This is a genomic window from Enterobacter sp. K510 (genome assembly GCF_055804875.1).
On sequence record NZ_JBNRLQ010000001.1, the window covers coordinates 215,012 to 228,646 of the forward strand.

The window sequence follows — 13,635 nt, forward strand, 5'->3', positions numbered from 1 at the left end:
TTTACGCCCCCGCAGCGGGCGGGGGTGCTTTCACAGTGAAAAGATGTCGCTTAATCCGCTGCGCCGCTCGGTGCGGGTGGCAATCGCCTGCGCCAGAATACGGTCATCAGCATACAGCGACAGCCTGCGCCGCGCACGGGTGATGGCGGTATACACCAGCTCGCGGGTCACCACCGGCACAATCTGCCCCGGCAAAATCAGCGCCGCATGGTCAAACTCCGACCCCTGGGATTTATGTACCGTCATCGCCCAGGCGGTATCGTGATCCGGTAAACGGCTCGGCTGCACAGACTTGATGGTGCCGTCCGGCAGCGGGAACCAGACGCGCGTCCCCTGCCCGCGATCCAGCGCCACGCCGATATCCCCGTTATACAGCCCCAGCGCGCTGTCGTTGCGGGCAATCATTACCGGACGCCCTTCGTACCAGCGGGAGTGGGCATGACGCACCAGCCAGCGTTTCTGCGCCATTCGTTGCTCGAGGCGCTCGTTTAAACCGCCGACGCCAAAGGGCCCGTCGCGCAGCGCGCACAGCAGCTGAAACTCGCTGAACGCCGCCAGCACGTCTTCTGGCGGCGCGCCGTCGCGTACCAGTTGTAAATAACGCGCATAACCTGCCAGCGCGTCATCGATCATGGTCTGATAATCATCGCCGGTCTGTAAGGTGCTTTTGCCGATGTCGGTAAAGCCCTGGCTGAAGACGGCGCGCATGGCGGGCTTATCACCCCGGTTTACCGCGGCCGCCAGCTGTCCGATACCGGAATCGCTGCCGAAACGGTAGCTGGTTTGCAGCAGGCAGAGGCTGTCACGCAGCGCCTCCGCGCCCTGTTGTTCGCCGCAGGGTACCTGCATGCCAGTGAGACGCGACAGCTCTTCGGCACGCTGTGGGCTGTAACCGGCGTTCACCCAGGCGCAGATATCCCCCAGCACCGCACCGGCTTCCACCGACGCCAGCTGGTCGCGATCGCCCAGGAAAATCACCCGTCCGTGCGGCGGCAGCGCGTCGATAAGCCGCGACATCATCGGCAGGTCGATCATGGAGGCTTCATCCACCACCAGCACGTCCAGATGCAGCGGGTTGCCCGCATGGTAGCGCAGGCGCTGACTGCCCGGCTGCGCCCCCAGTAAGCGGTGCAGCGTACTAGCCTCATCCGGCAGACGTTTCTTTTGCTCATCGCTTAACGGCAGCTGGCGCAGCGCCGCGCCGAGCGATTCGGTCAGTCGCGCGGCGGCTTTGCCCGTAGGCGCCGCCAGCCGGATACGGCATTTGTCGCCGTTGGCGGTCTGCACCAGCGCTGCCAGCAATTTAGCCACGGTGGTGGTTTTACCCGTGCCCGGCCCGCCGGAGATCACCGAGATCCGTCTTGTCAGCGCCACGGCGGCGGCGATTTTCTGCCAGTTGATGCCGTCGGTTGCCGGAAAGAGTTCATCCAGCGATCGTTTAATTTCATCTTCATTCACCGGCAGCGGCTGGTTGGCCTCGCAGAAAAAGCGCGCCACCGTCAGCTCATTGCACCACATACGGTTGAGATACAACCGCTCACCGGTCAGCACCATGGGCGTCGGCTCATCCCCTGCGCTCACCGCAGGCGAAGCAAGCAGCATTGCGCGCCAGTCATCCGGCACGCCCGCTTCCTCCAGCAAGGGCAACAGCTGCGGGTACAGGCGATTGAACTCGGCGACGGACAGGCGCGACAGCGGCAGGCAGACGTGCCCCTCCCCCGCATCGCGGCTTAACAACGCCGCCACCAGCATCACGGCGGGTTCATCGTCACGGGCGACGGTCAGCGCAAACTGCACATCCAGCGGACGCAGCGCTTTTTGCGCCACGGCCTCTAATAATAAATTCTGCATATTCATTCTCTGTTCTCCTGCATCTCACCGGCGAACAGCGCGTCCATCTGGCTAATCAGTTGCACATCCGGGCGGGTGGCAAAAATCCCCTGGCCTGGCGCGTCGCGATCCACGCCGCGCAGGAACAGATAAATCACGCCGCCGAAGTGCTGCTCGTAATCATATCCGGCGATGCGGTGTCGTAAATAACGGTGCAGCGCCAGGGTGTAGAGCTGGTATTGCAGATCATAGCGGTGCGCCTGCATGGCCTGCGCCATCGCCGCCTGGGTATAGGCTTCGCTACTTTCCCCGAGCCAGTTCGATTTGTAATCGAGCAGGTAATAGCGCCCGTTATGACGGAAAACAAGGTCGATAAAGCCTTTCAGCATGCCGCGTACATCGCGGAAATCGAGCGGCGGGCAGTCGGCGGACAGCGGATCGTAACGGCGGATCAGCGCATCAAGCGCCGGTGCGGTCAGGGTAGCGCTGATCGGCAAATAAAACTCCATCTCCACCTGCTTTTCGCGGGCTGGCAGCTGGCTTAACGAGATGCCTGGCCCGCTGAGCGGCACCTGTAGGATCGCGTTGATCCACTCGCTCAGTACCGGCTGCCAGTGCTCGTCAAACCCGCCCAGCTCAAGCTTTTCCGCCACCCATTCAGGCGCGACCGGCTGAGTGAAATCGAGATCTTCAAACAGGCTGTGCAGGAAGGTACCGGGCGACGCGCCGCGCGGAAACTGGTGCGGCGTCAGCGCCGGGGTTTCCTGCGCATCCCGTTCGCCTGCGGCATCGAGATCGAAGCGCGGCAGCAGATCCTGCGCCATGCTGTGTCCACGCTGTTGCAGGCCGGAGTAGCTGGTGACGCGCCAGTCATCGCGCACCAGGCGCTCAATATCGCGCGCGCGCAGCAACGGCGGCACCTCGCTGTTGAACTGCCAGCGGCGGTTATCCGGCACGCCGGGAATGTGCAGCGCAATGTTGTCACTCTCCAGGCTTTGCAGACAAGCCCGCAGCCCGGCGGCATCCCGCGGCTCACCCTGCTGGATCAGCCGACCGCAGGCGCTGTGATGGAAATCGCTGTCGCCCGCTTTCTCGCCACGCCGACGGAACAGCGGCGCAATTCCCAGGCTGCAATGCCACACTGAACGCGTCAGCGCCACGTACAGCAGACGCAAATCTTCCGCCAGACGTTCAGCTTCGGCGAGCGCCACGCTCTCCTCGGCATCGCTCAGATCGAGCACCGCCTCAAAGGACGTGCGATCGTGATAGAAAGCCTGGTCCTGCGCGCGGTAGTTGGCGATAAAGGGCAGCCAGACCAGCGGATATTCCAGACCTTTGGATTTATGAATGGTGACGATTTTCACCAGATGTTTGTCGCTTTCCAGCCGCAGTTGCTGGCTGGAGGCGTTACTGTCCGGCTCGGCGATATGCTGCGCCAGCCAGCGCACCAGCGCATGTTCGCTCTCGGCATGCGCGCCTGCTTCCTGTAGCAGCTCGCTGATGTGCAGAATATCCGTCAGCCGCCGTTCACCGCCGGAGGTCGCCAGCAGATTTTCCGCAATATTGCGGTGCTTCATCAGCGCGCGCAGCATCGGCATCACGCCGCGCTTTTGCCACAGCTGACGATAACCGTCAAATTCCTCTACCACCTCATCCCACGCCTGCTCATCAAGATTAAGCGCTTCGATGTGCTGGGCGTTCAGACCCAGCATGGAGGTGGCCAGGGCGCTGCGCAGCGTGCTTTCCCGCTCCGGGGCCAACACCGCCTGTAACAGCCAGAGCAGCTCCTGCGCTTCAGGGGTTTCAAATACGCTGTCGCGGTTGGAGAGATAGACGGACGGGATCGCCAGCAGCGTCAGCGCATCGCGGATCAGCGCCGCTTCGTGGCGGCTGCGCACCAGCACGGTGATATCCGAGGCTTTCACCGCGCGGCTGACTTTGCCATCGTGCAGCACAGCGCTACCCTGCTGTCCGGCGATCAGCCAGTCGCGGATTTGCGCGGCGCAGTGCTGCGCCATAAAGGTCTGGTAATCCCCGACGCTGACGCCGTCGCCGTCCATCAGCCACAGGCTCATGGCAGGCTGCATCTGACCGTTAAGCTCAAAGCGTAACGCGCTGTTTTTCGGCGCGGATTTCACCGGCAGGAAGGGGATCTCGCGAAACATAAAGGCGTTATCCATCCGGCTGAACAGCGTATTGACGCTGGCAACCATACCCGGTGCCGAGCGCCAGTTGGTATCAAGCGTGTAGTGGGCGCTGACTTCGCTGCGCGCTTTCATGTAGGTGAAAATGTCCGCGCCGCGAAATGCATAGATCGCCTGTTTTGGATCGCCAATCAATAGCAGCGCGGTGTCGGGCTGTTGCCGCCAGATACGGCGGAAAATACGGTATTGCTGAGGATCGGTATCCTGAAATTCATCGATCATCGCCACCGGAAAACGCTGGCGAATCGCCGCAGCCAGCGCGTCGCCGTTTTCACTTTGCAGGGCGCTGTCGAGACGGCTGAGCATGTCGTCAAAACCCAGCGCGCCGCGACGGCGCTTTTCCCGCGCCACGGCTTCGCGGATCTCTTTCATCGCCTTGACCAGCACCAGATCGCTTAACGTCAGCGGACGGGCCAGAAAGGTTTCAATCGCGACAAACAGCGGATGCTCCGGCACCACGCCATCCGGTTTGGTGCGTGACGCCAGGAAGGATTGCGAGAACTTTTCCAGCGCGTCGGGCAGCAGATAGCTGCGCGTTTCTTCCTGCGCCCAGGCGGTGATCTTCTCGATCCACTTACCCTGGTTGCCACGGTTGAACTTCCGCCGGTCGATGCCGGATGGCTCGATCACCGCGTCAATTTCATTGCAGGCCGTCAGCCACTGGGCTTTCATGCCGTTAATTTGCGTGATGATCTGCTGATGCCGCTCCGCCAGGGTTTCGTTTTCCGGCGGCGGCGATTTGATCACCGGCGCTTCACCCTGCAAATAGCGGTTGATGGATTTCAGCAGATCCAGCGGTCCCTGCCAGGAGGCGTGGATCACCTGGGCGATATCACGCGGCAGCGGATAACAGTGGCGACGCCAGAAGTCTGCGCACGCCTGCGCGCGCAGCAGGGATTCGTCTTCAATCAGCTGTTGCTCAAACAGCATGCCGGACTCAAAGGCGTTAAGGCTCAGCATACGCTGGCAGAAGCCGTGAATGGTAAACACGGCCGCCTCGTCCATTTGCCGTTCGGCAAGCAGCAGCCAGCTGGCGGCCTGTTGCCGGTCGGGGATTTCGTCCAGCAGGCTGGCATACAGCGGATTATCAGAAGAACCGCGCAGGCAGGCGATGCGCAGTTCATGGATATTGCTGCGGATACGTCCGCGCAGCTCTTCCGTCGCCGCCTCGGTGAAGGTCACCACCAGCAACTCTTCCACGCTCAGCAGGCGCGGGAATGCCGCCGGACCGCCAAGGCCCAACAGTAGCCGCAAATAGAGCGCGGCAATGGTGAAGGTTTTTCCCGTCCCCGCCGACGCTTCAATCAGGCGCTCGCCTGTCAGCGGCAAGCGCAGTGGATCAAGGGTCTGGGCGGGTTCGGTCATTCTTTCTCACTTAACAGGGGCATAGTTTGCTGCAACTTGCTGACGTTATCCCACACTTTCCAGCCTTCAGGACGAACATACTCAGCCTTGCCGTTCTGGCTGCCGGAAACCTGGGAGAGGATCGCCATACCGTGCGGTTCAACCACCGCCTGGTGGAAGAAATCCGCCAGCTTTTGCGGCGTCAGCAGTTTAATCTGGGCCACTACTTTATCACGTGAATCGAAGCGCATATTACCGCGATCGAAATCTTTGCTGATTTGCGAGGCTTCTTCACCTAACGTCTGAGGGGCCTGCTCCATTTGCGCGATCACCCCCTGCTGGATCTGGGCAAATTCTTCCGGCTTCATCGCCCGCAGTCGGGCTTCCGCCGTCGGGAAGAAGGCTTTATAACGCGCCCACAGATACGCTGGCTGGCGATCGCTGCTTTGTAACAGGAAGCCCATGCCCCACTGCCGTCCGACGCTGAACGGGAAGGCAAAAACCGCATAGCCGAGCTGCTCCTCGGTGCGCAGCTGATTATAAAACCACGGCTGAATGATTTGGCCGAGCATGGCGCTGTAGGCGGAGCTACTGAACTCATCGTAACCCGGCGGCACGAACACCGCGGCCAGCGCGGAATCAGTGCTACTGCCCGCTTTTTCAAAGATGACCGACTGCTTTTTATCTACCAGCACATCCCGGTTACGACACCATTCATTACCCTGCGTCCCCAGTTGCGTCTGTACGTTGTGCGCTAAGGCTTTCGCCTCGCTTTCCGCCATGTTGCCGACCACCAGAAATTCCGGACGGGCGTTGGTTTTCAGCGCGTTACGGTATGCCACCACGTCCTGCAGACTAATAGAGGGCAGCAGTTCGCGGCGCACTTCCCGCTGGAAATAGGGCACCTGAGAGAGCATTTGCGGAGGCAAAATAGCCTGATCGTAGGCTTTGCCTTTGTCGGCTGAATCCATCATCTGCGCATACCAGGATTTGGCCTGCGCCAGCTGCTCTTCGGTTGGCTCATAGCTGAAGTAGCCTTTCAGCAACGCCTCAAACAGCTGCGGCAGCCGCTGGGTATAACCATTGGCGTTAAGCATTAAGCCGTTATTGGCGTTAGTCGAAAAGCTAATGCCGCCCACTGCCGCCTGATTGCTGAGCTGATCCAGCGCGATACCCGCCAGATAGTCGTTCAGGGCAAACAGCACCTGGTTTCTGGCGCTGTCCATCGCCTGTGGATTACGCAGCACCACGCTGACATCAGCTTTGGGCTCCTGCGGGAAATAGCGGCTCGGCATGTACACCACCCGCAGCGCTGGCTCATCCACGATAAGTTCCGGATGTTCAAAGCTTTTACCCGGTTTCAGCAGGGTGAAATCGTCCGGGATATAGGGGTTCAGCTCCGGCAATTTCAGCGGGATGGCGGCGGATTTTTGCTGCCAGTCGCTAAAGGTCTGCGCGCTGATTTTATCCACCTGATAAGGCGCATTCACAAAATAAGCGGTTTTGTTATGCGGCTCATCCGGGCTGATATACCAGACGCGGGCGTTTTGCGGCGTCATCATGTCAAGGCGGTCTTTCAGCGCCTGGGGATCGTACTGGTCGGCAATATTCACCGCATCCAGAGTATGTTCCACCGGCACGCGGATCATGGTATCCGCCAGCCATTCGACATAGCTCATATCACGGGTGATGGACGGATAGCGGAAATCGAGATCCAGCACGTGCGCCAGTTCATCAAAGTAACGTTTATCCACGCCCTGTTCGCGCAGCAGTTTCAGATAGCTAAAAATTGCCGCCACCACTTCATCGCGATGGGCAAGGCCTTTATCGGTCAGCGTGGCGGAAATCGCCAGCACGCCGCTGTTGCCGTTGACTACCGGATCGGAGTCGGCGCGGATCCCTTCCACCAGTCCTTGCTGTTGCAGCCAGTCAGAAAGGGTTCCCGGACTGCGGTTGCCGATGAGATAGGTCACCAGCTCATCGGTTTTACTGCGAAACTGCGGCGTGTTATTGCCGATACGGAATTCCACGCGCAGCACTTTACGCGGGATGGCGGGCACATAGTGAATAATCAGGCCCTTTTGCGCATCCGTCACCACCGGCACCGTCACTTCCGGCGGGGTGATATTTTTGTTCGGTACGCGTCCATAGGTTTGCGCGGCGATTTTCGCCAGCTCAGGCAGCGGACGGTTGCTGTACACCACGGCCTTCATCAGGTTAGCGGAGTAGTATTTATCGCGGAAAGCCAGCAGAGCGTCATGCACCGGGCTGCCGGGTTTATCGCTCAGCGTCTCAAGATTGCCGCCCGAAAAACGCGCGCCGGGGTGGGCCGGGTTGATGGTTTCGGCGCTGACCTGCGCCATGCGCATACCGTCGCGGGCGCGGGCCATGGTCAGCTCGGCATTCACCGCATTACGTTCACGTTCGGCATACTTCTTGTCTAACAGCGGCGCGGCGATGGCGTCCGCCAGGCGATCGACGGCTCCTTCCAGCGCGTTATTTTCCACTTCCAGATAATAAGCGGTGCGGTAAGGCGCGGTACTGGCGTTATGGCTGCCGCCGTGCGACTTCAGAAACTCGGCGAGGCTGTCCGGCTGCGGGTATTTTTTCGACCCCATCAGCGTCATATGTTCAAGATAGTGCGCAAGGCCTGGATGAGTATCGGGATCCTGTAAGGATCCCACTGGCACCACCAGCGCGGAGAGGGATTTGACTGCCTGCGGATCCGAGACCAGCAGCACGACCATGCCATTATCAAGGCGGATCGCCTGATACTGACGGGTATCTTTATCGCTTTTACGAATGGTTTCCTGAACGGGTTGCCAGCCGGTGTCTGCCTGACTTAACGGTGCCCAGAGGGCGGCAAAAATGATTAATGCTTTAAACCAGGTGCTGCTCGGCATTCACAAACCTCATCATTAACAAACGCTGTACTGGCCCCGCCAGCGACTCATTTTTATCAGGACTGACTGAAACGATAGAGCGGCAATAAATAGCGCTCCGCCTGGGCGGTGATGGCATCAAAGTGTTCCGGTTCAAGGGTGCGCCACAGACGCTGATACCACACATCGTCCCCTTCGCCGCTCACCACCATGTTGCCTTCGTAAGCCTGAAGAAACTTCGCGCGCGCTTTCGCCAGCGTCGCGTCGTCCTTTAACATGGCATCATTTTGCGCGTCGTAACAGGCTTTTATCCACGCCCCGCCGCTTTCTGGTAGTAAAAGTAAGGGCTGCGACATCCCCTCGCGATACCCGGCGATAAGCTGTTCAAGGTAGTGATGCGCCTGATCTGCTTCAAGCGGCGGGAAGCGCCATTCGCCGTCTTTGCGCACGAACAGACGGCTTTCCCCGGTGCCGCCGCTCGCACAGTAGACAAGGTGTTCCAGCCAAAGTTGCAGTCCCTGGGATACGCTGAGCAGGGAGGGTCGCCAGCGCAGCAGCCCGTCGGCCTGCACCTGCTGTAGCCAGCCGGTGAGCTGCACACCGCCGCAGTGAAGGTCGATCTCCATGCTTTCACAAGGCAGGCGGCATTCGTTAATGCGATCCGCCAGCGCCTGCATCTCCTGCTGCTGCGTTTCCCAGACAATTTCGCCGAATGCCCCGTAGGGGAGTTCTCCTGCGGCACGATAGCGGCGGAACAGCTTTTCGGCGTCTTCCTGTTCCACCAGCGTATTCAACAGCGTCTGATTAAGCTGATAGCGGTTCAGACCGTCCAGAATAAAGGGTTCGGCGTCGGGGATGTCGCTGGCTTCCGGGCGGAAGTTCACCTGTAAGCGCATCTGGAAAAAGGCCCGCACAGGGTGCGTCCAGAAGCGCTGTAACTGCTCAAACGCCAGCGTCTCTATAGGCTGCACGGGCAGCGGCTGAATAAAGGTTTCGTGGGCAACGCCCTGCTGGCTGGCGGCGGGCAGCCACTCATGCGCGAAGCTCTGTACTTCATCGCTGACAAAGTTTTCCGCATCGAATGGCATACGGGTGTGCAGGTGAGTCAGATGCTGGATCACCCTTGCTGCGCTGTCATCGCAGGTGAGCGATTCATCCCCCGGCAGATAGTGGCTCTGAGCGATGTAATCCACCAGTTCCTGCACCAGTACGGACGGAAAGCGTTCGCTGTTATCCTGAATCGAGCGTCCGATGTAGCTGATATAGAGTTTTTGCTGGGCGGAAATCAGCGCCTCAAGGAAGAGGTAACGGTCATCGTCACGGCGGCTGCGGTCGCCGCGCATTGGCTTCTGGCTCATCAGGTCAAATCCCAGCGGCGCCAGCGTGCGCGGGTATACGCCGTCGTTCATGCCCAGCAGGCAGACCACTTTAAAGGGAATAGAGCGCATTGGCATAAGGGTACAAATATTTACCGGCCCGGCCAGAAAACGCTGGCTGATACGCTCCTGGTTCAGGCGCTGCGTCAGTTCGTCCCGCAGCAGCGTCAGCGGTACCGACTCGTTATATGCAGCTCCTACGCCGTGGGCGATCATCGCCTGCCACTGCTGTTCAATCAGCGCCAGCGCCGCTTCGGTGTCGGCATCGGGCAAGAAAAAGTCATTAAGCATATCCCGGCATACCGGCAGCCACTCGACCAGCGGACGTGCCTGGGACAGGCCTTTGCGCCACAGATTGAGCTTCATCAGCAGCGAAGCCAGATGCCCCACCAGTTCGGCGATAAGCCCGCTGGATTCATCATAAGGCAGCACCGAGCGCCACTCCCCGTGGCGACTCTCCATCGCATAGCCCAGCAGCATACGCATCAGGCCAAACTGCCAGGTATGCTGACCGGTAGGCGGCAGTTCCAGCTCGCGCACGTTATCGTCATCCATGCCCCAGCGTACGCCGGATTCGTTGACCCACTGACGCAGATAACGCAGCCCTTCTTCATCAATATCGAAACGCGCGGCAAGTACAGGCACGTCAAGCAGCGCCAGCACGTCTTCTGACTGGAAACGGCTGTCCGGCAGCGACAGCAGGCTGAGAAACGCCTGTAACGCCGGATGCGCCTGCCCTGCCCGGCGGTCGGAAATGGCATAGGGTACAAAACGCGCCCCGGTGGCGCTGCCGAAGACCGCCTGAATAAAGGGGCTGTAGCTGTCGATATCCGACACCATCACGATGATGTCGCGCGGCGTCAGTTCAGGATCGTCCTGCATCATGGCCAGCAGACGGTCGTGCAACACTTCCACTTCCCGCTGCGGGCTGTGGCAGACGTGCACCGTCACGCTGCGATCGGCGGGATCGAGCAGGCGTTTCGCATCGCTGCGCGCATACTCCTCGGCGGTGACGCCAGCGACCACGCTGTTTTTCAGCTCCAGAATGTCCGACTGCAAATTATTGAGCAGCGTGCCAGGGGTGACGTCCACAAAGGCGTCCAGTTCGTCATAGCGATCCAGTCCCGCCAGCAGATAGATATAGTCGCGTCCCAGCTTACCCCAGGAGGCCAGCAGCGGGTTACCCACGTCCTGCTCGCCTTCATCATTAAACAGGCTTTCCACCTCCAGCCCTTCCTGGAACAGCGGCGTTTCCTGCGCTTCGCGATGATGTTTGCGGCGGCGGGTGATGAGTTTCGCCAGAAACGCCGGATCTTTAATATCGCCCCAGTAGTAACGGCACGGGTTGGTGAACAGCAGGTGCACGTCTACGTGCTTACCCAGCGCCTGTAAGGCCTGTAAATAGACCGGCGGCAGCGCGGAGATGCCGCAGATAAAGACGCGGGACGGCAGCCCCGGCGGGCATTCACTGGCGTTTTCCAGCGTCTGGATAAACCGCTGATAGAGATTGGCACGGTGCCAGTGCGGCTGTCCGAGCGCCGCGGTATGCTCAACCAGCATGCGCCACAGCGGCGCCTGCCAGATCTGCGCTTCGCCTAAGCCATCCACCCATTCGCCGGCTTCCCAGCGGGTCAGCCATTCGGGGCGGTACACCAGATACTGATCGTAGAGATCCGCAATGCGCGAGGCGAGCTGGAAGAGTTTGCGCTTGTCGTCATCGTCGTGCAGATAATTCCCGAGCATGGCGAAGGCCTCCTGCTCCAGCATGTCGGGCAGCAGGGCCATCAGCTTCCAGCTCATACTTTGCTTATTAAACGCGCTCTCTTTAGGGATGTCCGGCAGCACACGCACGAACATATCCCAGATAAAACTCGCGGGCAGCGGGAAGTCAATATTGGCGGCAATACCGAATTTTTGCGACAGCGTCATCTGGAGCCATTGCGCCATGCCGGTGCTTTGCACCAGCACCATTTCCGCTTCAAAGGGATCGTCGAGGCGTTCGCGCTCAACGATAAACTCCATCAGTGCTTCAAGCACATCCAGACGATTGGAGTGATAAACCCTTAACATAAATGCTCCTGACTACTGACTGATTGGGCAATATAGCCGCGACATCTGACCCTGCCGACCCACGGGAGAGGTGATTGTTACGCTGATGCTGACACATCCCGCCGTGCTTGTCTGCATTCGCTTCACCTGCCAGCCTGCTGGCGGAGCAACAGGATACCACTGTATATGCTGCCAGGCATTACGCCATACCTCCCGGTAGAGGCTATCGTGCAAAAAACCGCTCATTAATGCACGCTGCGTTCCCGCCAGCGCGGTGATGATCATCACCAGGAGGACCATCGCCAGCAGCACTTCGGGCAGGCTGAATCCTGCCTGATTTTTCAGGGAAGCTGACATAACGCCTCCCCGGTGAACGGGCAAAAATCACTCCAGCCATGGCGGGAAAATATCACGCGATCGTTTTCCAGCGCGCCCAGACGCCACAGCGTATGGCTGCCGCTCGCGGCGATCAGCAGCAGCGTCTGGTCGTCAAAAATTCGCAGACAGGCGCGCCAGTCATGGCCGTGCGCCTGCCGACACTGCACCGCTGGCCGGGATTGCCATGGCTGTAACCTTCCCCACTCCATGGCGGACTGCGCATCCGCCATCGTGCGCAGCGCCCGGCTTTCGCTGACCACCCGCAGATGATGCATGTGCTGGCGCTGGTTTAGTCCGTTCAGCATCACACTTCCCAGCAGCATGATGAGCAGTACCAGCCCCAGCGACGACATCCCACGCTGGCGCTTCACAGGTTGTAACTCGTTACGCTGTGGCGGGCAATGATGCGCTCGTCCGGATGGCCAGTCACGCTGGCTGCAAGGGTAAGCGTGAGCTGGCTGTGAAAACCGTCAGGCCGCACGTGCTTCACGCTGAACTGCTCTACGGTGATCGTCTCAGGCTCGGTCATTTTATCCCAGCCCTTGTCCTGACAGGATGTCGCCCCGCGCCGGGTTTCCAGCGCGCCGTCGTGCAGGCGAAATCCGGTCTGATCCGGCTCTTTTGCAGGCGCGCGATCCCACACGCCGTTGCTGTTGCCGTCCCACTGCACAATGATGCAGGACGCCTGCGGCTTTATCACCAGCGGTTGGCCGTTGCACAGGCCACGGCAATAACCGGCCCGCTGCACGTGTTTTGCCATGGTATAGAGCCGCTGCCAGATTTCATCTTCCAGCGCCTGCTGGCGGGTCTGGGCGAGCATCGCCCTCTGTAAGCCCGGCAGAAAGCGCGCCGCGCCAAGCAGGAGCACGCTGCCGATTGTCATCGCGATCAACACCTCCGGCAGCGTAAAGCCGCGATGGGTCAGATGCATGGCGTGGCCGCCACAGGTTGACACATTCTTATTCGTCCTCCGTTTGAAACGATAATTCGCCATTCGCCCGCCGGGTTGCGCAGCACGACATGTCCGGGCCAGGCGGTATTGCGCAGACCAAAAAAACGCAGCGACGGCGTGATGCTAGCCAGCGCCACGCCAGGGAACAACGGCCGCAGCGCAAACGCATTATCAGCCGCGCAGCCTGACTGCTCATTCACCGAACTTAACAGGCACCAGCCGTCCTCCGTTGTGCTGGCGCTGATAAGGTGGTCGCGGTTCTGCCAGTTGGCATCATCGCGCAGCAGCTCCAGGTAAACACGCACCTGCCAGGCGGTTTGCCACAGCTGCTGGTGCAGGCGGAAACTCTGCCAGCCGTACAGCCCTGCGCCGCTCAGAATGATGACCAGCGCCACGGCGACCAGGATTTCGATCAGGGTGAAGCCTTGTTGTTTTTTCATGGCGGCAGTGTGCCGAAGACGTGCAGAGAGAGCGAACGGGAAAGCGTGGTTTTGCGGGGCGTTACGGGAGGTTTAAATGCCGTTGCAGGCCTTTGCATTTTTTCCGGAAGACGCCCCGGAAAACGGAACGGCGGATAAAAAAAACCGGCGCGCTAAGGCACCGGTTATGTCACGCTTTGC

The 13,635-nt window shown here is 59.8% G+C and carries 8 protein-coding genes; all 8 read right to left on the reverse strand.

The features are described 5' to 3' along the window. Positions 1 to 30 precede the first annotated feature (30 nt). From recD to ACQUTD_RS01025, 8 genes are read right to left on the reverse strand one after another with little or no spacing between them, the layout of a single operon-like run. Positions 31 to 1,857 (reverse strand): exodeoxyribonuclease V subunit alpha, encoded by a 1,827-nt coding sequence (gene recD, locus ACQUTD_RS00990; RefSeq protein WP_473276739.1) that lies wholly within the window; start codon positions 1,855 to 1,857, stop codon positions 31 to 33. Then, positions 1,854 to 5,399 carry an exodeoxyribonuclease V subunit beta gene (gene recB / locus ACQUTD_RS00995; RefSeq protein ID WP_473276740.1) on the reverse strand — a complete coding sequence of 1,182 codons (3,546 nt, stop codon included), beginning with the start codon at positions 5,397 to 5,399 and terminating at the stop codon, positions 1,854 to 1,856. The genes recD and recB overlap by 4 nt, the downstream gene beginning before the upstream one ends. After that, a complete protein-coding gene (ptrA, locus tag ACQUTD_RS01000) occupies positions 5,396 to 8,281 on the reverse strand; it encodes a pitrilysin (RefSeq protein WP_473276741.1) in 2,886 nt (961 codons plus the stop codon). Before ptrA ends, recB begins: the two co-directional genes overlap by 4 nt. Before the next feature lie 56 nt (positions 8,282 to 8,337). Next, complete coding sequence (recC, locus tag ACQUTD_RS01005) at positions 8,338 to 11,706, reverse strand: exodeoxyribonuclease V subunit gamma (protein WP_473276742.1); 3,369 nt, start codon at positions 11,704 to 11,706, stop codon at positions 8,338 to 8,340. A 12-nt stretch (positions 11,707 to 11,718) separates the two neighbouring features. Next, positions 11,719 to 12,042 carry a prepilin-type N-terminal cleavage/methylation domain-containing protein gene (locus tag ACQUTD_RS01010; RefSeq protein WP_318376362.1) on the reverse strand — a complete coding sequence of 108 codons (324 nt, stop codon included), beginning with the start codon at positions 12,040 to 12,042 and terminating at the stop codon, positions 11,719 to 11,721. Then, a complete protein-coding gene (locus ACQUTD_RS01015) occupies positions 12,027 to 12,434 on the reverse strand; it encodes a DUF2509 family protein (protein ID WP_473276743.1) in 408 nt (135 codons plus the stop codon). Before ACQUTD_RS01015 ends, ACQUTD_RS01010 begins: the two co-directional genes overlap by 16 nt. After that, complete coding sequence (locus ACQUTD_RS01020) at positions 12,431 to 12,994, reverse strand: prepilin peptidase-dependent protein (protein ID WP_473276744.1); 564 nt, start codon at positions 12,992 to 12,994, stop codon at positions 12,431 to 12,433. Before ACQUTD_RS01020 ends, ACQUTD_RS01015 begins: the two co-directional genes overlap by 4 nt. Further along, the gene (locus ACQUTD_RS01025) at positions 12,985 to 13,455 is read right to left on the reverse strand and encodes a prepilin peptidase-dependent protein (protein WP_473276745.1); all 471 of its coding nucleotides are present in this window, start codon (positions 13,453 to 13,455) and stop codon (positions 12,985 to 12,987) included. The genes ACQUTD_RS01020 and ACQUTD_RS01025 overlap by 10 nt, the downstream gene beginning before the upstream one ends. Between the last annotated feature and the right edge of the window lie 180 nt (positions 13,456 to 13,635).

Excerpts from the sequence above, each read along its gene's own strand:
- ptrA (WP_473276741.1), bottom strand. The coding sequence starts at position 8,281 with ATGCCGAGCAGCACCTGGTTTAAAGCATTAATCATTTTTGCCGCCCTC.
- recC (WP_473276742.1), bottom strand. The coding sequence starts at position 11,706 with ATGTTAAGGGTTTATCACTCCAATCGTCTGGATGTGCTTGAAGCACTG.
- recB (WP_473276740.1), bottom strand. The coding sequence starts at position 5,399 with ATGACCGAACCCGCCCAGACCCTTGATCCACTGCGCTTGCCGCTGACA.
- ACQUTD_RS01020 (WP_473276744.1), bottom strand. The coding sequence starts at position 12,994 with ATGCATCTGACCCATCGCGGCTTTACGCTGCCGGAGGTGTTGATCGCG.
- ACQUTD_RS01010 (WP_318376362.1), bottom strand. The coding sequence starts at position 12,042 with ATGTCAGCTTCCCTGAAAAATCAGGCAGGATTCAGCCTGCCCGAAGTG.
- recD (WP_473276739.1), bottom strand. The coding sequence starts at position 1,857 with ATGAATATGCAGAATTTATTATTAGAGGCCGTGGCGCAAAAAGCGCTG.
- ACQUTD_RS01025 (WP_473276745.1), bottom strand. The coding sequence starts at position 13,455 with ATGAAAAAACAACAAGGCTTCACCCTGATCGAAATCCTGGTCGCCGTG.